Here is a 25,720-nt window from a genome sequence, read left to right on the forward strand (position 1 = left end):
TTATCGTTCCGTTTCGGATTGTTCTATATGGAACAATTACTTATATAAAATAAATTACTCCTCCTCAACTCACTTGTCAATGATTTAGAATGTGAAGATGCACATAACAAAAAGAGCGATGTCATGTAGCTGACATCGCTCAACGTGTAGCCTTTATGAAGTTGTCACCGTGACGATTTCCTGTAAATCAAGTGAGTAAATGAGCGTCTGTTCGACGCGAATCTCCCAAATCGTCTCAATGGCCTCTCGGTACAGCTGCAACTGAATCGCGTATCGCTCACGGAGCCGCTCGTGTGCGTCTTCACGAGATTCGGACAAATGAACAACGGCATCTGATTTATAATCCAACAGGACATACGATGTTCCGTCGAAATACAGACAGTCGATAATCCCTTGAATCAAGACGTCCTCATCCGTAAACTGTCCATCCGGGTTAACTCGTTCAGCCGGAACGGTATAGGTGAACGGAAGCTCTCGCCACGCCGTGCCGCGCTCAAGCGCGTCGGCGAGCGCTTGCCCGACGTCGGTCTGGAAAAATGCTTCGATGTCAGGAATGGCAAGACGCGCCGTCTCAGCCTCGACCGGGCTCAGCATACCGTGTCTCTCCCATTGATCGATTTGATCGACAATCGGTTGGTTCGGATCAGCCATTTGGAAAATCAAATGTAACGTGGTCCCCCGTTCGGCACCGGTCTGTTTCACTTGACGCCATTTCGGCTCCCGATAAGGTGTATCGATTGGACGAACCGGGTCTTCGAAGGCGGCTTGTTCCAGTTGCATCGCCCGTTTTAATTCCGTCACCGTCTGTTTCGCCGCTGTGCGTACAGCATCCTGAGCTGGATAGCTATAAGTTAACGCTTTGTGGACGGCACGAATCGTCTCATCCTCATTTTGAATAGGAAAATCAATCGCTTCAAATCGTTGCACATGGTGGAGTTGTGCCATCATTTCTTGAAGTGTCGCAATCTCTGCAAGATCGTCTTCTCCAATCAAACGATACGTCCACGAAGTCGATTCATAAAATGAGGCGGGTACCGTGAAACCGAACGACTCGATAAATGTCGTGGCACTTGGCAAACGTAAGAGTGCTGGCGCAATCCAATCCAAGTACGTTTTCGCCTCTCGTCTCGCCTCACTTGCTAACAGTTCCCCAGATTGCCCGACCTGTAGCCATTGCTGGAGCTGCTTGGCTGAATCTCCAACCGTACCGACGAGAATGAGTTTCTCTTTTGCCCGTGTCAATGCGACATAGAGGACACGCATCTCTTCGGCTTTCATCGTTGCGTCCAAATCTCGTCGGATCATTTCTTTCACGAATGTTTCCGATTTCGTACGTGTCACGACATCAATCGCATCGAGTGAAATTCCATATTGCTTATGGAAAATGACGCGCTGTTTCTGGTCGAGTGTATTGAACTGTTTTCCGAGCTGGGCGACAATCGTCACCGGGAACTCAAGACCTTTTGACTTATGCACAGTCATGATGCGAACAACGTTCTCCTCATCACCGAGAGAACGCGCCTCGGATAAATCTTCTCCTGTATCTTGTAAACGGTCCATGACACGTAAGAAGCGATACAGTCCACGATAGCCGCTTCGCTCGTAAGAGAGGGCGCGGTCATAGAGCGCTTTTAAGTTTTCCTGTCGTCCTTTCCCACCAGGCAATCCACCCGAGAAGTCATAAAACCCAGTATCGTTAAACAGCTGTTGAATCAGTTCAGATAAGCTATGATTGCGTGCATACGTACGCCAGTGGGAAAGACGATCGAGAAAATCTCCACACTTCACGCCAAGCTCGTCATCGTCATCCGCTTTTGCTTTCAAAGCTTCAAAGAAAGAATCTTCGGACTCGAGTCGGATTCGTGCCAATTCCCCATCATCGAATCGGAACATCGGGGAACGGAGCGCACCGGCGAGCGGGATGTCCTGTAGGGGATTATCAATTACTTTCAAGAGAGCAAGAATCATTCGAATCTCTGTCGCTTGAAAATAGCCGCCATCTGAATCCGTATAAGCCGGAATGTTGTACTGTGTCAAAATGTCCATCAACTGTTCAACCCGCCCTTTTTTCGAACGGACGAGAATCACGATGTCCCGGTACTCACAGTTTCTTAGTTGACCCGTCACTTCATCCGTCACTTTGAACGGTTCTTCCCCAGATACTAATTCTAGGATTCGAGTTGCAATCGCTCGTCCTTCGACTTCCTGTTTCGATAATTCGCGACTTGTCCCGTCGACGATCATGAATTCAGGATTCGCTGGAATCGGTTCATATTCACGACCCGGCACGAGTTGAGCGGTCTCATCATAAGCGATTTCTCCGACCTCTTCGTCCATGAGCTGGACGAACAAGTCATTGATTCCGTGAAGCACCTCTGCCCGACTGCGGAAGTTTTGAGAGAGATCAATTCGTTTTCCCGTGTCCGCCTGTTTGAAGCGCGTCGCCTTATCGATGAAGAGACCCGGTTCCGCATGACGGAACCGATAAATCGACTGCTTGATGTCTCCAACCATGAACAGGTTCCCAATCTCTTCCCGTTCATTTGCGACCAGGTTGATAATCGTTTCTTGAATTTCGTTCGTATCTTGATATTCATCGACTAGTACCTCGACGAAACGTTCCTTGTATAGAGCGGCGACATCAGACGGTCCATCCTCCTGCCGTAAAATGGCGAGCGCATAATGTTCCAAGTCGCTAAAGTCGACGAAGGCTCGGTCACGTTTCGCTTGCTCATACGCTGTTCCGAACGCACGGACCGTTCGGACGAGCGTCTTGACGAGAGGTTGTTGCATCGAGACGCTCTCTAATAGATCCGCCCCACTGACACGTGCCCGTTCAGCAGCTGCCGTCAACTTCTTCTTCGCTTGATCGTACGCCGGTTTGAGCACCTCATGATAAATTTGATGCTCCTCTTTTTTAGGGACGGCTTTCATCGTTCCAAACTTCATCGCACGTGCAGCCGTTTCAAGTTCACTCCAGACAATTTCTTCCCCTTCTAACTGTTCAAACGGGAAAATCGCCTGACGAATGTTTTCCGACTGCGGTTCATAGCCTGCAACCCGAAGTTCCGCCTCGAGCTTCCGAAGATCACGCACCGCTTTCTCAATGTCCTGCCACAGCATGTGACCGAACTCGATGAGGATGGCTTCATGATCCGGGTCATCGCCGAACGAATACATCGAAATGAGTTTGTCCAAATAGGCATCAGGGTCTGGGAGTGTACGAGCATAATGATAAAGACCAAGAATAAGGTCTTCGATTTCGCTATCGCCACGGTCTGACGTATAGGCATCGACAAGGGCGAAGAAATCCGTATCCTGCTTTCCGTACTCCTCTTCAAGCACCTCTTCTAACACATCATCTTGTAAGAGCACGAGGTCACGTTCTTCCGCAATCTTGAATGCCGGGTCTAAGTCTAACAAATAGTAATTCTCACGAATCACTTCTAAGCAAAAGGAATGGATGGTTGTAATGAGAGCCCGGTTCAACATTTGTCGTTGTTTTCGGACGTACTCATTCGTCGGGTCGTCACGTAACGCCTCTTCGAGCGCCTTTGCGATGCGTCGCTTCATTTCTGCAGCTGCCGCGTTCGTAAACGTGACGACGAGCATACGGTCTGCCGTCAACGCATCCGCTTCGTCCAGCAATCGGCTAGACAACCGTTCAACGAGAACTGCTGTCTTTCCTGAACCGGCCGCAGCCGAGACAAGTACGTGACTTCCCCTCGCTTCAATTGCGGCGAATTGATCATTCGTCCATTTCACGGTCATCCCCTCCTAACTCCTGAAATACATCTTCTTTCTCTAACTTTTTCAATTTGCGTGGTTCATTCGCGAGCGCCTCGTCAAAATGGCAGACACTCTGGTACGGACACGTCTGACACGGGCGGCGCTCTTTATATTCGTAAGGTTCTACGTCAATTTTTCCTTCATACATCTCTTCGGCACTCGATTTGACGACGTCAAACGCATGGTCCATCAATTGTTCGAGTTGAGGTGGTGTGACAATCTTCTTCAGTGTATTCGAATCAGGTGTGCCATCTTTTTTATATTTGACCGGGATGACGATTGATTTTTTCGAAGATCCTTTCGCAGAGCGGTCCATCATCTCCAAAATTTCCGGATCGTCGACCAACAACCCCTGCATCTGATACGACTCCAATACTTTCTGTCGCGTCTCTTCCTCAGAACCTGCCGGTGGGACGAGTGGGCGATGAACGTGGAAATACAGTGCCGCAGCCGGCGCCACGTTCTCTTTCGTCCATACCTCTGCCTGTTCAATCAGTACTTTCAAGTAGATGAGCATCTGCATGGCAAGACCATAGTAAATTTCCGCGAAGTCGACTTCACGTTTGCTCGACTTATAATCGACGATACGAACGTACAGCTGATCGTGGACCATCGCCGTGTCGACACGGTCGATGCGACCGATGAGTTCACACGTGGCCCCATTCGATAATGTGAATGAGACAGGCGGGAACTGTCCACTCCCGAACGCGAGTTCAAACGCTTTCGGGTCAAATCCGTCCCGCTTCGACTGTTCAATCAATACTTCTGCCGTTTTGCTGACGACGTCCGTCAATTTTTTCTTTAAATAGGCGTAACGATTTGAACTCATCAGAATGGCGTGTTGAATTTCAGGCGTCACGAGTTCTACTGCTTGTTCCGCTAAGTTCACACATTCATCAGGTGCTACATCTCGCCATTCTTTTCCGTCCATCTTCACCGTTTGTGACATATGTTCAATCGTTCGGTGATACAAGTTTCCGATATCCGGTGCCTCGAGTCGATACAATCGGCGTTCCTTCAGGCGCAAGCCATAACTCGCAAAATGTTTGAACGGACATGCTTGGAACGTCTCAAGTCGCGAGACACTCGCCCGAATCGACGGTGTATAAAGAGATTTAGCCACATCGTCGTCTAGTGATTTCGGGATATTTTGATAGAACAGGGCGCTCGTCAACAACTGCAAACGTTCACGACCATCCGGATGTTTTAACAGTTCGTTATAGACGGCGAACCACATATCTTGAATCGGATAATGACGACTCAATCGTTGCAGTTCAAGAGCCGTGACCGCTGCCGTCTGGTTCACGTTCGTCAAAAAGGCGAATTGGTCACGTGGTCGGTGCTCTCCTGCTTCAGCAAAGTGTGTCTTAATGATGTTTTTATGGAGACGCACCTTCAAATCAGCGATGAAACGTGCCGGTTGAACCGCCTTACCGGTCCTGTCGACGAGGGCGTAGCTAATATAGAGACGCTCACTCGGTGCCGTCACTGCTTTATATAAGTAATACGTTTCATCATCGAACAAGTGCTCGGTCGCTTTCCCGGCACGCAGTCCGTTCTCATGCATGAAGTCCAAGTCGTGATCGGTCAACAGTTTGGATTGTGTCGTGACGAGAGGGATTTGGTCTTCATTTGCCCCGAGCAAGAACACCACTTTCTTATCAATCAATCGACCACGGACATAGTCCGTCACCGTCAACTGATCGAGTGAAGGTGGAATGAGCGCATAACGTAGACTATCTAGCCCAGTGTCCATCATCTGAAGAAACAGTTCCGTCGACAACTTCTCTTCCGGAGCTGCCGCTTCCAATTGTTCGAGTAGATGTAAGACCGCGTCCCACACTTGGGTATGCTCACGCGCTTCGAGCAACTGCGCTTCTTCAATCGCCTCGTCACGCCAATGGGTCAGACAGTCGGATACACCAATCCGCTCCAAAAAGGCATACATGGCATGCGTATAGGCTTGCATCGTCTTCGCCTGCTTCAAATCCGCTAACAACGGATCGAACGTTTCGATGACGCGTTCCCGGTATCGATTCAACTCCACTTCGACGTCTAGCTCTTCACTCGTCAGTCGCGCTTCTTCACCTGTACGACGACGCAATTGCCATGCATCGTGCCAATGATAGTGTTTGATTCCGCGCTCAATGACGAACGCTTCGAGACGGTCAACGGACGTGCGTCGATGTGTCGGGTCGAGGACGACGAGTTCCGTCTTCAATGCCCGGAAGACCGCCTCCTCCCGATAGCTACGCAAGGCGATGTCGATGGTTGCTTTCAACAATTCGACGAGCGGATGGTCAAGCATCGGTTGCCGTTCATCTAGGAAGTAAGGGAGCCCCATTTTTTGTAACGCCTGCGATGCCAAATCGCCATACTCTTCGAGTGAACGCGAAATGAGCGCGATATCTCGGTAACGATATCCTTCTTCACGGGTGAGTCGGATGACTTCTCGAACGGCCGCTTCCACCTCGACAGTCCGGTCGACGGCAGCATGTAAATCGACGCGGTTCTCTGCCCCTGTATACGGCTCTGCCGTCATCTGGTCAAACGTCGCCTCTAAATAGCGAAGGCTTGGATGCGTATAGCGATAGATGGTGTCATACGGTTTGTCGACCGATGGAAGTTGCCGTTCTGACAAGAGTTCCTTGAAGCGCATGAGCGTCCGTTGCGTCGGTCCAAACAATGGGTCAGGACGATACATCGATGAAGGATCTAGCGTCAGCAACACATCGACGTCGACTTTTTCCGCAAGACCGACAAGGACGGCTAATTCCTGCTCCGAGAACTCATTAAATCCGTCTACGTAAACACGGACTCCCGTCAAATCCGTCTCGGGCAACAGTTGCAACAGGACGTTGAAGTAATCTTCCGCATGTAGTGACTTCCCTTCTGTCATCTTTAAAAATCCTTCATAGATGATGGAGAGGTCCTGTAACTTCAAGGCACGATGTTGCGCTTGTTCACTCAACCGCAACAGATGTTCGGGTTCGACAAGTCCTCGCTTCAACATCGAAATCAATTGGTTCAACTCTTCATAAAATCCGAACTGGTTCATCGTTCGACGGAACAAGGTCAATCGTTCCTCGCTCATCTCGACGACTCTCCGCAACAACAGATGTGTCCCCGTCTGATCTAAAAATTGGTCGGTCGCCACTCCCGCATCCCGCATCATCAAAAATGCAAGACGGCGCATCGACAGCACTTGGATTCTTGTCGAGCCGCGTAGGCCGTCCACTGTCGCCATCTTTTTCTCCATTTCAAACGACATTTGGTCCGGCACGATCATATAAATCGTTGGTCCGCTCGGGTTTTGTTTCAGTTCTTGAATAACCTGTTCGATCATCCGTTCACTTTTCCCCGTTCCCGATCGACCAACGTGAAAGGTTACTGTCATTTTAGCGAACACTCCTTCCCTTTTTTCTTTCATTATGAACCATCCGCTCTTATTTGTAGAGGGAAACCTCCTCTTTACCCTAGTCAAAAAAGTCACAGCTTGCATCATTCCCATTTTTGCTCGAAATCGATTAGACTGAACGTATGAGGGGGAATGAATGTGAGTGCCTATGAACAATTTGGAGGCGAAAGCGGCGTTCAACAACTCGTTGACGCGTTTTATGACCTCGTCTATGCCGATCCGATTCTACTTCCGCTGTTTCCGGAAGACAAAGAACGGGTGAAGCAACACCAATTCGAATTTTTAACCCAATTGCTCGGTGGTCCGAAGTTGTATTCGGAACGTCGCGGTGGTGGGAATTTAGCGATGATTCATCATGAACATCCGATTTCTGAGACCCATGCCGGGCATTGGCTCGGATGCATGGAGCAAGCGCTCAAGACAGTCGATGCGCCAGAATCGATCAAACGTCAGCTCTTCCAGCGACTGATCATGTCCTCTTCGAATGTCGTCCGGGTTTGCTCACATCATTTTGAGTAGTCACAACTATAAAAAGTGGGTATGATAGGAAAGTAAGTAAAGGAGGTCGTTTCACATGACAGAAGAAGAAAAAAAAGAAGTCGTCTCATCTGAAGAAGAGGGGACAGAAGAAAAAGAAGAAACGGTAGTCCTCGCCGACGCGCTTGATGAAGCTAACGAAGCTGCTGAAGCAGAAGAAGATGAGGACGATGATGAGGATCAACCGGAAGAGAAGAACATGGATCACATCAAAGGCGTCTTCAACTACGATCATGAAAATGGTCGTGAGTACCGTGTCGTCTTTTACAACGATCGCAAAAACTTAGTGTTCCGTGAACTTGGAAACGGCAAAGTCGAATTTGTCGGACGCTTCACGGACGATGCATACGACGAAGAAAATGAGGCAGAAATGCGTGAACTCGGGCAACGTGAACTCGAGCGCATCCTCGCTGAACGCTTCAAATAAAAAAATCGCCGAATTTTTCGGCGATTTTTTTATTAGTTCTTCTTATTTCGTTTCTTTTTACGGAGTGCATATGCAACACCAGCAATCCCACCGACAACGGCAAGTCCGGCGACAACCGGAACGAGCACACGTTTTGTCGGAATCATCTCTTTCACACGCTCATACGGTGTTGGTGTCGAGAATTCTAACTGTACGGCTGTATCGCCATGTCCATGCGCCCGTGCCTTACGTGACGCATCCGTGACGACGACACGTCCCGTCGTCCAACGACGATTGCCGTATTCGTCTACATATGGACGACGTACACGTTTCACGTCGCGTACCATCTTTCCACGCGCACGGTCTGGTCGAACGACACGCTCACTCGACCAAGAACGGCTCCCCGTCACACTGTATGCGGGTCGTACTTTACGGCGATTAAGCCAAGTATATGAATCGTTCATCTTCAATTCCCTCCCATACTGTTCAAAACCTCTCTTCTAATTATACCCATACAACATCACCCAAAACATGTGACAAATGGTTCAAAAAAAGATGTGACACCATACGGCATCACATCTTCAAGCTGAATCATTCTGTAAACGGTTTGTCCTTGTGACGGCGTTTCGCCAAAATCAGGTAGTATGCCGGGACAAGCACGAGAGTCAACACAGTCGAGAATAGAATACCCGATACAATTCCAATCGCAAGCGGTTTGAAGAGCGGGTCTTCTCCAAGTGCAACCGGTAGGAGGGCAACGACTGCAGTAAGTGCTGTCAAGAGAATCGGACGAATCCGAGCACGTCCGGCTTCGTACACGGCGGTCGTGACCGGTAAGCCTTCACGAATGCGCTGTTCGATAAACTCGAACAGGACGACTGCGTTCCGGACGACGATTCCCGCAAGCGATACCATCCCCATCGATGCCATGAAACTGAACGGCGTCTGTGTCACGAACAACCCGACGACCGCTCCAGCAATCGCGAGATAGATTGTGAATAACACGAGAAGTGGTAATGACAATGAGTTGAACTGGAACGCGATGATCAAGTAAATCAAGAACAAGACGACGACGAACAATGTCGCAAGCTCTAAGAAGAACTCATTCTGCGTATCACTCGCTCCGGACTGGTCGAACGTGATTCCTTCATCTTCTAACCCAGACTTCGCGTCATCCAACACTTGCTCGACATCTTGCTTGAACGCATCTTCATCCATGCCCTCACTCGCATAAATTTGGAGTGTGACCGAACGTTCTCCATTCTCGCGAGGAATCTGTTGAATTTGCTCCGTTGTCGTTTCTGTCACGAACGTGCTAAGCGGTGCAACCGGTGGACCGGCTTCCGTTTCGACCGGGATTAAAATGTCATCAAGCGCAAGTGCCTCACGGTTTGCTTCCGCATCGATGACAATCTTCACGTCACGCTGTTCCACTCCGTCATCGAACGTGCCGATTGGAATCCCGTCTGTGACGAGTCGGATTTGATCACTGATGGCTTTCGCTGTGACACCCGCTTGGGCCATCTCTTCACGATTTAGTTCGTACGTGAGCGTTTGGAACGGCTCTTTGATGTTATCGAGGACGATGGCGCCATCGATTTCTTCTAAGTCGGCCTTCACTTGGTCACGTGCAGCGACGAGCTGATCAATCGTTTCGCTACGCATCGTGAACTCGACAGGTGCCGATGCCGGTGGTCCTTGTTGTTGCGTATCTAAGAAGATTTCTGCATCAGGATATGCCTCACGCAACTCATTCGTGTATTTATCAATCAACTCGATGGCATCGATTGATTCATTATCGACACGAACAACGACTTGCCCTGTGTTTTCACCGGACTGATCGAGTCCACCCGTGAATAGACCAGGAAGTCCACTACCTGCAAAGATCGATGTTTCAACGACCCCTTCTTCTTCTTGGAACCTTGCTTCGATTTCTTCAAGACGTGCTTCTGTCTCTTCTAAATCCGTCTGTACAGGCAAGGTCACACTTGTCACGACTTCCGGACGGTTCGCCGCCGGAAAGAACTCAAACGGCGTGAGAAGAATCAATCCATACAGCGCTGTCGTGATGACGAAACCGACAATCCCGAACGTCCAAGGACGTTTCGCGACACTCGGTAACAGACGATCGGCATAGAAGTTACTGAGACGATTGAGCGGTCCGCCGAGCCAACCCGGTTCACGCTTCGATACTTTCACTTCTTTTCGGTTCAAGCGATATTGCGCAATCGGGACTAGCGTCAAACTGATGACCATCGAGGCCAAAACAGAGAGCGCGAGCACCGTCGGCAAGGCACGGATGAAGTTTCCGTTCGCTCCAGATAGCAACGTGAGCGGAAGGAAGGCGAAGACGACAGCGAGTGTCGACGTGACAATCGAGCCCCATACTTCTTTCGTTCCCCGCACTGCTCCGAGCATCGCGGAATCACCACTACGGTACCGTCGTAAAATATTGTCGTTGACGACGATCGCGTCATCAACCAAAATCCCCAAGGCGATGATTGCTCCAATAATCGAGATTTGGTTCAAGTCGACCCCGGTGAATTGTAACGGGATCAACGCAATCAAGAATGACAATGGAATTGCCAAACTGACGATGATTGACCCAGAGAACGTGAGACCAATCGTTGTCACGGCGATGACGGCGATGATCGCGATAATGAATTCACGCGTCAGCGACGAGAAGATTGCATCGACAGCCTTCGCCTGTTCATAATACGGAACAAGCTCAAAACCGTCCAAATCTCCAAGGCCGTCTTCCACTACCTCGTTGACACGGTCTTGCATCGTTGGGATATCCAAACCTGACTCAATCGGTACAGTGATGGAAACGGCTGGTTTTCCGTCTAATGAAACGAGGTCCGTCTCACTTTTCGCCGTCTCTTCAACCGTTCCGACATCTTCTAACAAAACTGGCTCTCCATTGAACGAACCGACAATGACTTGCTCCATGTCGTTCACATTCGTCAAGTTATCGATCGCCAGTTGATAGATGCCTTCATCGGTCGATTGGCGACCGAGTGGTGTCGTCTTATACTCTTCGTTAATTGCTGTCAACACGTCAGGGAAGGCGAGCTGCCGTGCACTGAGTTCTTCGGAGTCAAGTGAGACGACATACTCTTGCTCCGGTAGACCTTTGACGGTGACCCCTGTCACACCATCTGTTCGCAGAAGGTTCGATTCTAATTCCTCGATGTCTGCACGAACATCCTCGAATGATTCACGATCATCCGCTGTCAACAAGTATGAGGCGACCGGTAATTGACCGAGCGAGTCATTGACTGTCGGTGCGAGTGCGTTTTCTGGTAGCTTTGGTGTTGCGTCAGACAAAGCTTGGCGTACGTTCGCCTGAAACTCTGCCTGGTCAGTCCCATCTGCATACTCGACCGTAATGTTTGAGAACTCTGAAGCCGAAATCGACGTCACGTTCTCCACTCCTTCTAGACTACGTAGTTCTTCTTCTAACACGCCAGTCACACTACGTTCAACCGTTTCGGCAGTCGCACCAGGATATGGTGTTTGAACGAGTACGATGTTGATTCCCGTTTCAGGAATCTCACGTTTAGGGAGCTGGAAGAACGTCAGCACACCTACGACGATTGCGACGAGAAGAAACACGATGACCAGTTTCCCTCGCTCAATCATTTTTTCAAAAAACATATAAACCCCTCACTTTCGGAAGATGTGCAAATACACATATGATATCTCTTCTTCATCATAGAGGGGTTTCGTATTGAATTCAATCCTTAAGCGTGTTGCAATGTGCTGTCATGGAAACGTTTTTGAAATGCGTATGATAATTCGATTGACCGTTGTTTTTGCCTTGCCACCGTATGGTCGGATACGTGAACCTTGACCGATTCACCTGTCAAAAACTGAATGAGTGTCTGATTTCCGTCTTTTTTGATGGCTGTCACGTGCTGAAAATTGATCCACGCACAGTCTGGGCTCTCCTTTGCAATCGTCGGAAAGAAGACCGCGTCAGCGTGCCAATCCATCACAACAGGTGTTTTCCGATGTGGACCTAGGACGTGACGCGCAGCTTCGATTCTACCTTGAATGCTCGATCCATAGTACAAACATGCATGTTCTAATAGGTCGATGGGTGACCCTTTCACTCGCGTCACGCCTTCCGGTTGATACACGAGCGTCTCCGCTTCGCCAAACTCGTTAAATACAGGAATTAAAGCTCTCGTTTCATTGGTCAATCTACTCATCTTTTCATCCCCCATAACGTATGTAATGACTTACATGTCATTCATACCAGGATTCTGCACGCCCCGCAAATCGACTTTTTGACATTTCCCATAAAAAAACCAGCCGTTTCTTGGCTGGTTTTCAAAATCAAGCGTTAGATTTTAAAGCATGGTTCGGTTTGAGTCGCGGAAAATAAAATCTCACCGCAGTTCCGTCTCCTGTATTTCGAAGGGACACTTCTCCTGTGTGAAGTGTCACAATTCGTTGGACGATAAATAATCCGAGCCCGAACTTCCCTTGTTTCCCACGAGAGAACTGATGGAATAAATCAAGGCTCTCGTCAACGGGTGGTCCATCATTAAAGATGATGATTTCCACGCCAGACTCGTCTCGGTTTAAGTCAATTCGAATACATGTTTCCGCATAACGAAGCGCATTGTCGAGAACGTTCTCAAACGCGACCCGGATCTGTTCCCCATCCCCGAGCATCTCTCCACCTTCACCGTTAATTTCCCAATCAAGCCGCCCTCTCAGTTTAAAGCGCGCCACAAGGAGTTCCATCAACTTATCCAGATTGATCGGTTCAAGTTTCATCTCTTGTCCTTTGAAATATTCGAGCTTCGTCACATACAGCAAGTCGACAACTTTCTTTTCAAGTCGAGATGCCTCTTCGTCAATAACTTCAGAAGACCCCTTCAAGTCTCCCGTCGGATAGATCCCGTCCCCGATCGACTGGGCATATCCACGGATGACCATAATTGGCGTCTTCAAATCATGTGAGATGTTTTGGAGTAACGCTTGTTGAGCGAGATCCTGTTCCTTCAATTCTTTGCGCATCGCATCGATTGAATGGGCCAATTGTCCAAGTTCATCTTGTCGATCTAGCGGAAGAGCCGTCTCCCATTGGCGATTCGAAATTTTCTCGACCGCACGTTCCATCTCGACAATCGGTTTCGTCAACTGGCGAGACATGAGCAGTGCCGGGATGAGCGACAAGAGACTGATGACACCAATCAGAATTGAAATGCGCAAATACAACGTCGAGACTAATTCACGACGGTACGCATCCCAAGCGTAGGATGCTTGATAGACGATCGTACCATCGTATTCATTTTGACGAATGATGTAATAGACGTCTTCCCCGTCAATCGTCGTCTGATATCGCTCGACTTGACCACTTTGATTCAATGCTTCCTGATACATGCGGTTCGTCAATTCGAGTGGTGCCGATCCGTAGATGATTCGTCCGTTCGGAAGAAAAATCAATTGGTTGACCGAACGCGACTCTTGCTGACGTCGGTCATACTCGATTGGATTTTGCGGATAATTCTCCAACTCATTCGTATTGCCCAAATAATAGTCTACATCTCGTAACGTCTCATATACTTGTTCATCGATGAACTGGGTGATAGAAGAGCGGACCGTAATCAAAATCATGAGCGCGAGGGTCACGATGATGAGAAGGATGAGTACCCATATCTTCCACATGAGACGCTTCGGCTTGATGGCGTTCATCATGGTCTGACGAGACGGTAGCCGATACCGTAAAGCGTTTCGAGCTCGAGACGGTGCAATTTCTTACGAACGCGGCGCACCAAATCATCGACGACTCGGTCCGAACCGAAATAATCGTTCCCCCAAACTCCTTCAAGAATCTGTTCACGCGATAAAGCCGAACCCGGATGTTCGAGGAAGAGAAGGAGTAAGTCGAATTCTTTCGAAGTCAAATCAATCTCTTCATCCCCGTGTTTGATGAGTCGTTTGTCCGGATAGATTGTATACTCTCCGTACTCGATATGTTCATTCGACTTCGATCCGTAGACACGATCAATCAGTTTTTTGACGCGAATGACAAGTTCTCTCGGGAGGAAAGGTTTCGCAATGTAGTCATCCGATCCCATCTCAAGACCAATGATTTTGTCGATGTCCTCGTCTCGGGCTGAAATGAAGATGGTCGGTGTATTGGCATTGACGGCCTTAATTTGTTTCAGCAATTGAAAACCATCCAAGTCCGGCAGCATGATGTCAAGCACCCATAAGTCTGGCTGATCCGGTATCGCTTCTTGCGCGGATGTCCCGTCCGCGAATGAGCGAACGTTGTATCCTTCCTGTTCTAGATACGTGACGAGCATTTTATTCAAGTTTGCTTCATCGTCGACTAAGTAGATTGTATACATTCAAGTCACCTCAACACGTTTTTTCTCATCATATCAAACAATTGTCGTGAAATGATGGGAAAGGTTTAGAGTCAAAAAAAAGAAGGCAACGAAATCGCACCTTCTTCAACGTACTGAATTTGTTCGTAGCTGTTGCGCCAAAAACGCTGTGCCCCCACTAATCAACGCCAACACTCCACTGATCATGATGATTTCCATGATGTCCGCCTCCTGTTGATACCGATTCTCATTATCAACTTAAATATAGCATAGATCCTGTTCATTGAATACAACAAAAAAAGTCCCGATTTCACTCGGGACCCTTCATCATTATGCCTTTACGTCGTATCCTTGCTCTTCGACTGCTTCGACCATCGCCTCGCGTGAGACAGAATCTTCGTGAATCACGTCGACCCGATGCTCTTGGAGTGATACGGTTGCTGATTCGACACCGTTCAATTCATTCAATGCTCCCTCAACGGCAGCTTTGCAGTGATTACATGTCATGCCTTCTACTGTCAATGTTGTTTCTTTCATGATGATGATCCTCCTTGTGTTTTTAATCGTAATGCGTTCAAGACGACAGACACCGAACTGAACGCCATCGCCGCACCGGCAATCCATGGGGCAAGTAACCCCGCTGCAGCGACCGGTATGCCAAGACTGTTATAAGCGAGCGCCCAGAACAAGTTTTGACGAATGTTTTTCATCGTCAAACGGCTCATATTCATCGCCCGGCTCACACCTTCAATGTCATGCCCTACAATTGTAACATCTGCCGCCTCGAGTGCGACATCTGTACCGCTCCCAAAAGCAATCCCGACGTCTGCGACCGCAAGGGCAGGAGCATCGTTCATACCGTCCCCCACCATGGCGACACGGCCTGATTGCTTCAAGCGTTCGATTTGGTCCGCCTTCTCGACCGGAAGGACTTCGGCAATGACATGATGATGCGGAAGGCCAAGTTCGTCGGCAATCGCATAGGCGACTTCTTTTCGGTCACCCGTCAAGACATACACGTCACGTGTTTGGCTAAGTGCTTGCACGACATCACGGCTTTTCGGTTTCAATTGATCCTGTAGTCCGAACGCCGCGACAATCCCGCTCTCATCTGCGACATAGACCGGGGTCATCGCCCGCATCGACCAATCTGGCAAGTTGTACCCGAGCTCTTCCATCATCCGAACAGACCCGATGATGAGTTCTTTCCCATCAACGACCGCTTTGACACCACGACCCGCCAGCTCTTCCACTTTCGTCACGATACCATCACCGTGTTCTCGACCGATTGCTGCCGCCAAAGGATGTGTTGATTGCCGTTCTGCCATGACAGCACGGCGGAGCGCCGCTTCATCTCCGAACGTTTCTACCACTTCCGGTGTCCCGTTCGTCAATGTTCCTGTTTTGTCAAAAACGACGATGTTTGCTTCATTAAGTGATTCGAGTTGCCCGCCCCCTTTGAACAATACACCTTGTTCTGCCGCTCGTCCCGTTCCGACCATGATTGATGTCGGCGTTGCCAATCCGAGGGCACACGGACAAGCAATGACAAGTACTGCGATCGATGCACGAATGGCCGTATCGATATCATTCAAGAGAAACGCCCAGACAGCGAACGTGACGGCACTTATGGCTACGACAATCGGCACGAACACGCCAGAGATACGGTCGGCCTGCCGTTGAATCGGCGCCTTATCTGTTTGTGCCTGCTCGACGACACGGACGATTTGAGCGAGCATCGTCTCTTTCCCGACTCGTTCTGCCCGCATGAGGATTCGGTGGGACTGGTTGATCGTACCGCCGACGACTTCAGCCTCAACCGTTTTCTCGGCAGGAATCGATTCACCGGTCAACATCGATTCATCGATGACCGTCTCTCCTTCGATGATGCGTCCGTCCACCGGAATCTTCTCTCCTGGACGCACAACGAGAACGTCACCTACTTTGACGAGCTCAACGGCGACAGACCGTTCTTCTCCGTCAACAAAGAGGATTGCCTCTTTCGCCTGAAGCGATAAGAGTGATTTTAACGCATCGGTCGTCTTCTCTTTCGCTCGTCCTTCTAACCATTTCCCGAGCAGGACGAGCGTGATGAGGACGGCACTCGTTTCGAAGTAAAGATGCGGATTCATCGGATGTACAATCATTTCAAAAATAGAGTAAAAGTATGCGGCCGATGTTCCCGTCGCGACGAGCACATCCATGTTCGCCGAACCGCTCTTTAAGCTCTTATACGCCCCTTGATAAAACTGTGCGCCAATCCAAAACTGCACGGGCGTCGCAAGAGCGAGTTGCCACCATGGGTTCATCAGCCATGGTGCATGAAATCCGAGTCCTGGTATATGCGTCAACATGACGAGGAGTAAAGGTGCCGACAACAAGGCAGAGATGATGACTTTCCGCTGTAATGGACGCAAATCATGCGGTGGCGCCATCTCCACTTTTGGTTCAGCTCCGTATCCGATCTTCTCGATTCGGGCGATCAGTTCTTCTTCTGTAATGCCTTCATCGACACGAATGGTTGCCGTCTCGAGCGGCAGGTTAACCGTCGCTTCGACACCGTCCATCTTGTTCAACACTTTTTCAATTCGTGCCGAACAAGCCGCACAGGTCATTCCTTGTATGGATAACTCAACGGTTTTCATGAAATCCCTCCTTATTTTTTGATGCGGCTGACAATCGTCATCAATTCATCAATGTAAGGTTCCATGTTTTCCGTCTCACTTGCGTGAACCAAACACTTGCGCATATGACGTTCTAACAGTTGCATCTCAACTTGCTTCAGTGCGGCCTGAATGGCTGACGTCTGTGTCAAAATATCGACACAATAGCGGTCGTTCTCGACCATCTTTTGAATCCCCCGGACTTGTCCCTCGATTCGTTTGAGACGCTTTCCGAGTGCCTCCCGCTCAGCATCATCACGCGGAACGAGTGGTTGGTCATGCAAAAATTCATCCATGTTGATCACCTCACCATTAATATACCCCTACCCCGTAACAGTGTCAAATGAAATGATAAAAAAGGAACGACTCGTAGTCGCCCCTCTCTACTCAACTATTTTGGAATGCCTCGCTCTTCAAGACGGTTCGTAAAATCTTACCAGTCGTATTTCGCGGAAGTTCTTCGATGATCTCAATATAAGTCGGTTGCTTATATTTCGCCAACTTTGTTTGTGTGTACGCACGAATATCCTCTTTTGTCACGTCTTCATGTTTCGTGACGACGAACGCCTTCACCGCTTCTCCTTGCTCCGCATCTGGCACACCAATCACCGCTGCTTCCACGATATCAGGATGTTGATATAGAACTTCTTCTACCTCACGAGGGTATACGTTATAACCTCCGACGATGACCATATCCTTTTTCCGGTCGACGATATAGAAATAACCGTCCTCGTCACGTCGCGCCAAATCCCCTGTATAGAGCCAGCCGTCGCGGAGTGTGATCATCGTCTCTTCCGGTAACTTATAATACCCTTTCATGACGTTCGGTCCACGTACAATCAATTCTCCGACTTCACCGACGCCGACTTCTTCCCCTAGCTCGTCGACGACTTTGTTTTCGACATGAACGATTGAAGGTCCGATCGATCCCGCTTTTCGCTCGCCGTGAAGCGGGTTGAAGCAAGTGACCGGTGACGCCTCAGACAGACCATACCCTTCGAGAATTTTACATTCGAACATCTGCTCAAATGACTCGAGCAATTGGACCGGTAAACTTGCCCCTCCTGAGACGAACACGCGGACATGTTTCAACGCGGACGTATAGGCCGGTACTTTCATCGCCGTCTGCAGCAAGAAGTTGTACATCGTCGGTACTCCTGCAAAGAACGTCACGCGATGCTTTGGCACCAAGTCAAATACATCTTGTGGTGAGAACTTCGGTAAGATGACAATCGTCGCCCCACGAAGGAGTGGCGCGTTGACGATGACCGTCAAACAGAAGACGTGGAACATCGGCAATGCGGCTAACGCTTTATCCTCTGGTGTAATGTCCAAATACTCCCCGATTGAATGCGCATTCGAGAACAGGTTCTGGTGCGTCAATAATGCGCCCTTCGGCTTCCCGGTCGTCCCACTTGTATAGAGAATGACGGCAACCTCTTCTTCATCGACTTCAATGAACGTTCCTTCTGTCGCAGCGAACGCTTCCGCGAAAGGGATAAACTCAATTTCGCCTTCACGCTTCAATGCCGGTACGTCCGCATATGGGACAGAGATGACGAGTTTCAACTGAGGTAACTTCGAGAGTGCCGCTTCTGCCTGCGCGACGAGCGGTGACAAGCCAACAATTCCTTTGACGTCTCCATCAAGTAGAATGTAGGCCATTTCATCAGGCGTGTATGTAGGGTTGATCGGAATGACGACCCCTCCACGTGACAACACGGCGAAGTACGCGATCAAGAACGCTGGGCTGTTGCCGAGAACGAGGGCGACGTGATCGCCTTGTCCAATCCCTTTTTGTTCAAGCGTCGATGCCATCGCCTTGACTTGCCCATAAAACTGTTCGTAACTCACCGTGTCTTCCCCAAACACGTACGCAGCCTTTTGCGGGTGAGCGGTCACCACTTCTTGTAGTGACTTGACTAAGTTTGCCATGGTAATCCCCCTTTAAATGAATGATGATTCACTTTTGAGCCATAAAAAAGAGCACGTTGTCCGCGCTCTTTTCAATTACTTCTATTGTACATGAAATGTTTCAATAAGAAAACGCTTCCAAAAAGTTCGTTTGTAAGTGATATAATCCCGTTCGGCTTTGAACGTGAACGAGCGCTTGGAGCGACTCATCATCCATAAGTAAATCATCAATCAATTTGTGATACGCCTGCTTTTTCGGTTCCGTCGTAGCTGTAATCAATAAGATGGCTTTCGCGTGAATCGTTTCATCGGTAATCGTCTTCATCTCGCATGGATTCAACAGATGAAGGAGTGAGATGCCGTCTCGTTTTGAAATCGAGAGCGGGACGTCGATGACAGCAACCGGCTCGGCCACGTCACTCACTCCGGACGGAATAATCGCTTCTTGATTCAGGATCACTCGTGTAAATGAAGAATCGACAATCTCTTTACGTTCCAACTCTAGCCCTATCGCCATGACAGCCCGTTCAAACGTCGCTTGTTCCGTCACCCACATCCGACTTGGATCCATCCATTCACTGAGCCTTCGATACATGGTTACTCCTCCTATTTTGATCAGCCTCTATGAAAGCGTTTGCATAAATTATGATACGCCTTATTTTTTCTAGGTGCAATCCGTAGCATCAACGTTCACGAAACTGCCAAAAAAGGACGACCTCCATGGAGATCGTCCTGACCATCTTAACTAATCAAATCAACCAATTCCTCGAGTTCAACATTTCCGAAGTAGTGCTTCAGATCGAGTTGTAACAATTGCTCGCGGATGGCCGCACGTTCGAAACGAGTCCCGACGAGCGCCTGTTCGACATCTTGGATGTCACCGACACCGAAGAAATCACCGTAAATCTTCGCTTCAGTGATTGTTCCTTTGTTGACGTTCAAGCGGACATCGATCGTCCCGATTGGGAAGCGACGTTTCGACTCGACATCAAACTTCGGCGATTTCCCGAAGTTCCAGTCCCAGTTCGCATAACGTTCTTTCGAGATATCATGGACAATTTCCCAATCCTCATCACGAAGCACGTAACGCTCTGGCTGCTCTCCATCGTAAATCGAATGGAGCAACGCCTCGACGAAATGTTCCATCTCCATCTCACGCTCTAAAAATTCAGTGATGTTCGCTACACGACTACGGACCGACTTGATTCCTTTTGAGCGCATTTTCTCTTCCGAGACATTGAGCGAGTTGACGACTTCTTCAATGTTCGAGTTGAACATGAGCGTCCCGTGGCTGAACATACGTCCGCGCGTCGTGAATTGTGCGTTCCCACTGATTTTACGTTCACCGACCTGAATATCGTTACGGCCTGTTAGCTCCGCCTCGACACCGAGGTTACGTAAGGCATCCACGATTGGTTGCGTGAACTTCTTATAGTTATTGAACGAGTTGCCATCGTCTTTTGTGATGAAGCTGAAGTTCAAGTTTCCTTCATCGTGATAGACGGCACCGCCACCAGAGAGGCGACGTACGACATCGATGCCGTTCTCTTCAATGTACTTCAAGTTGACCTCTTCAGACGTGTTTTGGTTTTTCCCGATGATGATCGATGGACCGTTAATATAGAACAAGAAGTAGTCTTCATGGTCTACGTTCAAGTGTTTTAAGATATACTCTTCGACCGCCAAGTTAAGCTTTGGGTCGCGGATATCTGGATTAAAAATAAATTTCACAGTCTATTTCCTCCTAGTCGGATGTTCGTTACTCGTATTATACGAGACGAGACGATGACTCGACAAATCTTTTACTTCCACTCACCTGTCATCACTCGTTTCAAGGCGTTCGCCACCCCATACTCGTCGTGACGCTCTGTGACGTGGTCGCTGATAGCAATCAAGTCCTCATGGCTGTTCCCCATTGCAATCCCTTTTCCGGCCACTTTGAACATCGGTACGTCATTCAAGTTATCACCGATGACGACGACTTCTGATAAATCGATACCGTAATGTTCAGCGAGCTTCGTCACACCGTTTCCTTTATCTGCGCCGTGTGCCATCACTTCAATGTTGTCATTACCTGAAGATGTGACGTACACACCTTCGACTTGTGCTTCGATTTCTTTCCAAAGCGCCGTCATTTTCTCGAGATGGCTTGAGAACGCGATGAACTTATAGACACGTCCTGCTTCCTCACGAATGAAGCTCTCGATGTCGTCGACAATCTTGACGTCTTCATTGACATAATAGCGATTCTTAAAGAATTCATACATCTCGAGCGAGCGGTCGTCACCATTCGCTTTCAGGTTTTTCATCGATGCTTCAATCAAGTCGCCACGGCTCGCCACGAGTCCAGCTTCCGTGTACATCTCGTAAAAGACGTCCGCATACTTATGGTCTTGATGAAGGACTTCAATGACCTGAAGTGCCTCTTCGATCGTCAAGTCGATTTCATGAAGGACTTCTCCTGATGTGTCGAGCACGCGTCCCCCATTCGACGATACGATTGGGCAAGAAAGGCCGACCTCATCTAGAATTTGTTTCGCATTCACATAGTTGCGCCCCGTCGCAATTGCGAATCGAATGCCTGCTGCCTCTGCTTCACGAACGATTTCTGCCGTCTCGTTCGCAATCTTGGTGTGGTTGTGCAAAATCGTACCGTCCATGTCTGATACAAAAAGTTTATACGTTGCCATCTTCCATCACTCCTTTTTCTCTTTCGCTTCTAACTATAACAAAAAGAGAGGGATTCGGAACAATCCGAACCCTCCCTTCATCAAATCTCAATTTTTTTCACGCAATGCTTTCACTTGTTCCCGCACACTCTTCACACAGTCTGGCATCCCGATTCCGTCATAGGCGATTCCCGCCAGAATGACTCCAGGATATACCCGGCTCATCTCGGCACGAAGCGCTTTGACGCGATCCGCATGAAAGACGGCATACGGTGGCAGACCGTCACGAAGTCGACTGACGACTGTCTGAATCGGATCACGGTGAATTTTCATGAGACCTCGAAGATCATGTAACGCTGTCTCGATGATTTCTTCATCGGACGCTTCCACGATGTCATCTGCCCCCGGTCGACCTAAAAAGACACGGAGGACGTGATATCCTTCCGGCACGGCATGTGGCCATTTTTGGTCGATGAACGTACAAGCCGTTATCGTCACGTCTGCTTCCTGACTCGTCACAAATCCTGTCCCAACGAATGGGAGCTCGATATCTTCTTCTTTAAAGACAAGCGAGCAAGTCGCCGTCGCATGCGGTTTCATATCCGCCAAAAAGTCACTATCGACTTTCGGGAGGAACTGACGAATGAGGCGTGGTGGGACCGTCAATACGAGATGATCCGTGTCGATATCTCCACGATTCGTGAATAATCGATACCCGTCCTCACGCTCGGACACTTGCTCGACGGAACAGTTCAATACGACCTCCGTCCGTTCCAATCGTTCGGCCAGACGATCCGTGAGCGATTTTAGTCCTCGTTTTAATGAGGCAAACTGTCCTACTTTTTTCGCCCCAACTTCAGCGACCCGTTGTTCGGGACGTAGATGACGCATCCCTTCATACAAGTTCCCGTATTTCTTTTCTCCCTCGATGAACTGAGGGAATGTCGACATCGCACTCATTTGATCGATGTCCCCGGCATAGATACCAGAGAGCAACGGTTCGATCAAGCGGTCGACAATCGGGTCCCCGACACGTTCACGAAGGTAAAGACCAAGCGAGACGTCCGAATCTGGTGCTTCTACATCAGGTGGTGTCAGCAACATCTGTTTCAAGTCTTCGTGTTCTTCTTCCGAGAGCAACGTCGTCTCACGAAACGCGTTGACATCTAGCGGAATTCCCATCACTGTCTGCTTCGGAATCGGATGGAGTCCGTCATGATGGAGAACGTAAGCCTGTCCGACGCCGTTTCGAACGAGTTCATCACCTAAACCGACGTCTTCAATCAATTCTGTCATAGCTGTCTTTCGAAAAACGTACGAATCCGGTCCACGTTCAACCGCAAACTCGCCCGTCTCATACGTGTCAATCTTTCCACCGAGACGGTCTGTCGCCTCGAGCAATGTGATTGATACGTCTTCCGGCAAATAACGCTCCGCATAAAAAGCGGCGGTGAGACCTGTGATCCCACCACCGACAATCGTAAAATTACGCATGATGCACAATCACGCTTTCCATTCGATCCGCGATGGCTTCGATGAAGCTTCGCTCTGCATTTGGCATAGCTGGACGTGCGTAATGGACACCGAGGCGGTCACAGACGACTTTACATTCGACATCGTTGTCGAACAATACTTCGAGGTGATCTGCGACAAAGCCGACCGGCGTGTAGACGAACGCTTCGTAGCCATGCTTTTCATAAAGTTCAGCCGTTAAATCTTGCACATCCGGTCCAATCCATGGATCCGGTGTATTTCCTTCTGACTGCCAACCGACTTCCACGTTCGGTACACCTGTCGCCTGAGCAATCTTATCTGCTGTCTCCTTCAATTGATCTGGATACGGGTCGCCCCCAGCCAAGATCTTTTCAGGAAGACTATGTGCCGATACGATGAGACATGCTTTTTCAGCCGGTACAGGCAAGTTCGCGAACGTCTCTTTAATCGCCTCTGCCCACCAGTTGATAAACTTCGGCTCGTCATACCATGAGTCGACTGAACGGATGTCGATGCCATACTTCGCTGCTTCTTCATGAGCACGACCGTTATATGACTTGACGCTATATGACGAGTAATGAGGTGCCAAGACGACCGATACCGCTTCTTTGATGCCGTCGTTCGCCATTTGCGCGACCGCATCTTCTACGAACGGTTCGATATGCTTCAATCCGATATACAGTTTGAACTCGATTTCACCTACATGGCGCTCATTCAAGATGTCACGAAGCGTCTCCGCTTGATCGATCGTGATTTTTGCGAGTGGAGATACGCCGCCAATCGCTTCATAGCGTTCCGTTAAATCTTGGAGCGCTTCCGGCGATGGTTTACGTCCGTACCGAATGTGCGTGTAGTAACGTTCGATATCTTCCGGCTTGTACGGTGTCCCGTACGCCATGACAAGTAGTCCGACTGTTTTCATGATTCATTGCCTCCCATTTTTTCGCGTGAGTAATCGTGAATGAATGCCGTCAATTTGACGAGTACGGCTGGATCGACTTCCGGGAACACCCCATGCCCCAAGTTGAAGACGTATCCTGGCTGCTTCATTCCTTCATCCAAAATCTCTTTTACCTTCTCTTCGATGACCGGCCACGGTGCCAGTAAGAACGACGGGTCCAAGTTTCCTTGGACAGCCTTTGTGATCCCGCGGTCGCGCGCTTCTTGTACCGATAGACGCCAATCGAGTCCGACCACATCAAGTGGAAGGTCGTGCCATTCTTCGATTTGATGGCTCGCTCCGACTCCATGCATAATGAGCGGGATGTCGAGGGAACGTAATTCTTTGAAAATACGTTCCGTCGTCGGCTTGATGTAACGCGCATAGTCTTTACGGCTGAGCGTTCCGACCCACGAATCAAACAATTGGAACGCTTGAATGCCAGCATCCGCTTGCGCCTTCGCATACGTGATGACCATGTCACCGAGTTTTTCCATCAACGCATTCCATACATCCGGTTCTGCATACATGAGCGCTTTCGTACGATGGTAGTTCCGTGATGGACCACCTTCGATCATATAGCTCGCCAATGTGAACGGCGCCCCTGAAAAGCCGATGAGCGGGACTTCTAATCGTTCCCGAAGTAAACGGATCGTGTCGAAGACGTATGAGATATCATCTGGGTTTAACGGTTTTAAGCGTTCCACATCTTCCATCGTTCGATATGGATTGTCGATGACCGGTCCGATTCCGCTCTTAATCTCGACATCCACCCCCATCGATGGAAGTGGCGTCATGATGTCTTTATATAGAATGGCCGCGTCGACTCCGAGTTGTTTCACCGGAAGTTCCGTGACATATGCACAAAGTTCAGGATCATGCGTGATCTCGAATAGTGACCTCGTCTTTTTAATCTCTCGATATTCCGGTTGATAGCGTCCGGCTTGGCGCATATACCAAACAGGTACATAGTCTGTCGCCTCTCCTTTAAACGCTTTTAAAATAGTATCGTTCATACGTCGCGTCATTCCCCTCTAAATTTCTCCTACACTCTTTATTCTCGTGTTTGTGAACTCAAAAACATTATACAGAAATTAATTAGAATTATGCTAATGTGAAGCATTTTCATTGTGTTTTCTTTGTGTCATTTTTTTGTCGGAAATGTTCGGAAAGCCGAATTCAACTGACCGCGAATCAAATCGTCACGCTGCTTCGCCGATAATCGACGCTCGCGCTCTTTAATATCTTGAATTCGCCATCCATCTTCCAATTTAGTCGCCACTTCAACCAAACGCTCCACGTCATGGAAAGAATATTTACGTGAACCGCCTTTCGTACGTTCAGGAAAGACGAGACCTTTTTCTTCATAATAACGGACCTGACGCTCAGAAAGTCCCGTCAACTCAGTCACGACGCCCATCCCAATTACTTTCTTCGATTTATAGTCCATTCGCCCTCGCCCTCCTCAATAAAAAAACTATGTCAGATAATCTGACAAAATGCAATCCAACATCAAATTTTCGTTTTACACTGAAGT

20 protein-coding genes are annotated in these 25,720 nt (G+C 49.0%); 2 read left to right on the plus strand and 18 right to left on the minus strand.

The features are described from left to right. Nucleotides 1-153 precede the first annotated feature (153 nt). Both addA and addB read right to left on the minus strand, forming a co-directional pair. Entirely contained in the window at nt 154-3,771 is a 3,618-nt protein-coding gene (gene addA, locus PQI28_RS03025) for a helicase-exonuclease AddAB subunit AddA (RefSeq protein ID WP_339962506.1), read from the minus strand. Beyond that, complete coding sequence (gene addB, locus PQI28_RS03030) at nt 3,749-7,186, minus strand: helicase-exonuclease AddAB subunit AddB (RefSeq protein WP_214785390.1); 3,438 nt, start codon at nt 7,184-7,186, stop codon at nt 3,749-3,751. Before addB ends, addA begins: the two co-directional genes overlap by 23 nt. Nucleotides 7,187-7,339: 153 nt before the next feature. Between addB and PQI28_RS03035 the strand changes: the two genes are divergently transcribed. Both PQI28_RS03035 and PQI28_RS03040 read left to right on the plus strand, forming a co-directional pair. Beyond that, a complete protein-coding gene (locus PQI28_RS03035; RefSeq protein ID WP_251125659.1) occupies nt 7,340-7,726 on the plus strand; it encodes a truncated hemoglobin in 387 nt (128 codons plus the stop codon). Between the two features lie 55 nt (nt 7,727-7,781). Then, nucleotides 7,782-8,171 carry a hypothetical protein gene (locus PQI28_RS03040; RefSeq protein WP_214785391.1) on the plus strand — a complete coding sequence of 130 codons (390 nt, stop codon included), beginning with the start codon at nt 7,782-7,784 and terminating at the stop codon, nt 8,169-8,171. Nucleotides 8,172-8,203: 32 nt separating this feature from the next. On the opposite strand, the gene PQI28_RS03045 is transcribed toward PQI28_RS03040, so the two are convergent. The 16 genes from PQI28_RS03045 to PQI28_RS03120 all read right to left on the minus strand — a co-directional run bounded on the left by PQI28_RS03045 (nt 8,204) and on the right by PQI28_RS03120 (nt 25,633). Continuing rightward, entirely contained in the window at nt 8,204-8,614 is a 411-nt protein-coding gene (locus tag PQI28_RS03045; protein WP_015880958.1) for a hypothetical protein, read from the minus strand. A gap of 127 nt (nt 8,615-8,741) precedes the next feature. Continuing rightward, nucleotides 8,742-11,810 carry an efflux RND transporter permease subunit gene (locus PQI28_RS03050; RefSeq protein WP_214785392.1) on the minus strand — a complete coding sequence of 1,023 codons (3,069 nt, stop codon included), beginning with the start codon at nt 11,808-11,810 and terminating at the stop codon, nt 8,742-8,744. An 86-nt stretch (nt 11,811-11,896) separates the two neighbouring features. Next, nucleotides 11,897-12,367: a competence protein ComK gene (locus tag PQI28_RS03055; protein ID WP_214785393.1), complete on the minus strand. Its 471-nt coding sequence runs from the start codon at nt 12,365-12,367 to the stop codon at nt 11,897-11,899. Nucleotides 12,368-12,494: 127 nt separating this feature from the next. After that, entirely contained in the window at nt 12,495-13,835 is a 1,341-nt protein-coding gene (locus PQI28_RS03060; RefSeq protein ID WP_339962507.1) for a HAMP domain-containing sensor histidine kinase, read from the minus strand. 26 nt (nt 13,836-13,861) lie between these two features. After that, nucleotides 13,862-14,524 (minus strand): response regulator transcription factor, encoded by a 663-nt coding sequence (locus PQI28_RS03065; RefSeq protein WP_015880954.1) that lies wholly within the window; start codon nt 14,522-14,524, stop codon nt 13,862-13,864. A gap of 309 nt (nt 14,525-14,833) precedes the next feature. Beyond that, complete coding sequence (gene copZ, locus PQI28_RS03070; protein WP_074032640.1) at nt 14,834-15,040, minus strand: copper chaperone CopZ; 207 nt, start codon at nt 15,038-15,040, stop codon at nt 14,834-14,836. Beyond that, nucleotides 15,037-17,148 (minus strand): heavy metal translocating P-type ATPase, encoded by a 2,112-nt coding sequence (locus PQI28_RS03075; protein WP_339962508.1) that lies wholly within the window; start codon nt 17,146-17,148, stop codon nt 15,037-15,039. Before PQI28_RS03075 ends, copZ begins: the two co-directional genes overlap by 4 nt. 11 nt (nt 17,149-17,159) lie before the next feature. After that, the gene (locus PQI28_RS03080) at nt 17,160-17,462 is read right to left on the minus strand and encodes a metal-sensitive transcriptional regulator (protein ID WP_214739359.1); all 303 of its coding nucleotides are present in this window, start codon (nt 17,460-17,462) and stop codon (nt 17,160-17,162) included. A 91-nt stretch (nt 17,463-17,553) separates the two neighbouring features. Next, complete coding sequence (locus PQI28_RS03085; protein WP_339962510.1) at nt 17,554-19,101, minus strand: long-chain-fatty-acid--CoA ligase; 1,548 nt, start codon at nt 19,099-19,101, stop codon at nt 17,554-17,556. Nucleotides 19,102-19,201: 100 nt separating this feature from the next. Beyond that, nucleotides 19,202-19,675 (minus strand): hypothetical protein, encoded by a 474-nt coding sequence (locus tag PQI28_RS03090; protein WP_339962511.1) that lies wholly within the window; start codon nt 19,673-19,675, stop codon nt 19,202-19,204. 146 nt (nt 19,676-19,821) lie between these two features. Continuing rightward, nucleotides 19,822-20,811, minus strand: coding sequence for a lipoate--protein ligase (locus PQI28_RS03095; protein ID WP_214696188.1), 990 nt, complete (start codon nt 20,809-20,811; stop codon nt 19,822-19,824). Nucleotides 20,812-20,882: 71 nt separating this feature from the next. Next, entirely contained in the window at nt 20,883-21,770 is an 888-nt protein-coding gene (locus PQI28_RS03100) for a Cof-type HAD-IIB family hydrolase (protein ID WP_214785398.1), read from the minus strand. A gap of 87 nt (nt 21,771-21,857) precedes the next feature. Then, the gene (gene hemG, locus PQI28_RS03105) at nt 21,858-23,243 is read right to left on the minus strand and encodes a protoporphyrinogen oxidase (protein WP_339962512.1); all 1,386 of its coding nucleotides are present in this window, start codon (nt 23,241-23,243) and stop codon (nt 21,858-21,860) included. Continuing rightward, on the minus strand, nt 23,236-24,165 hold the full coding sequence (hemH, locus tag PQI28_RS03110) for a ferrochelatase (RefSeq protein ID WP_214696193.1): 930 nt from the start codon (nt 24,163-24,165) through the stop codon (nt 23,236-23,238). The genes hemG and hemH overlap by 8 nt, the downstream gene beginning before the upstream one ends. Then, complete coding sequence (gene hemE, locus PQI28_RS03115; protein WP_074032631.1) at nt 24,162-25,211, minus strand: uroporphyrinogen decarboxylase; 1,050 nt, start codon at nt 25,209-25,211, stop codon at nt 24,162-24,164. Before hemE ends, hemH begins: the two co-directional genes overlap by 4 nt. 116 nt (nt 25,212-25,327) lie before the next feature. Further along, on the minus strand, nt 25,328-25,633 hold the full coding sequence (locus PQI28_RS03120; protein ID WP_074032630.1) for a MerR family transcriptional regulator: 306 nt from the start codon (nt 25,631-25,633) through the stop codon (nt 25,328-25,330). Nucleotides 25,634-25,720: the final 87 nt, after the last annotated feature.

The sequence above is a fragment of the Exiguobacterium sp. USCH10 genome (genome assembly GCF_037619445.1).
Lineage (GTDB): Bacteria > Bacillota > Bacilli > Exiguobacteriales > Exiguobacteriaceae > Exiguobacterium > Exiguobacterium aestuarii_A.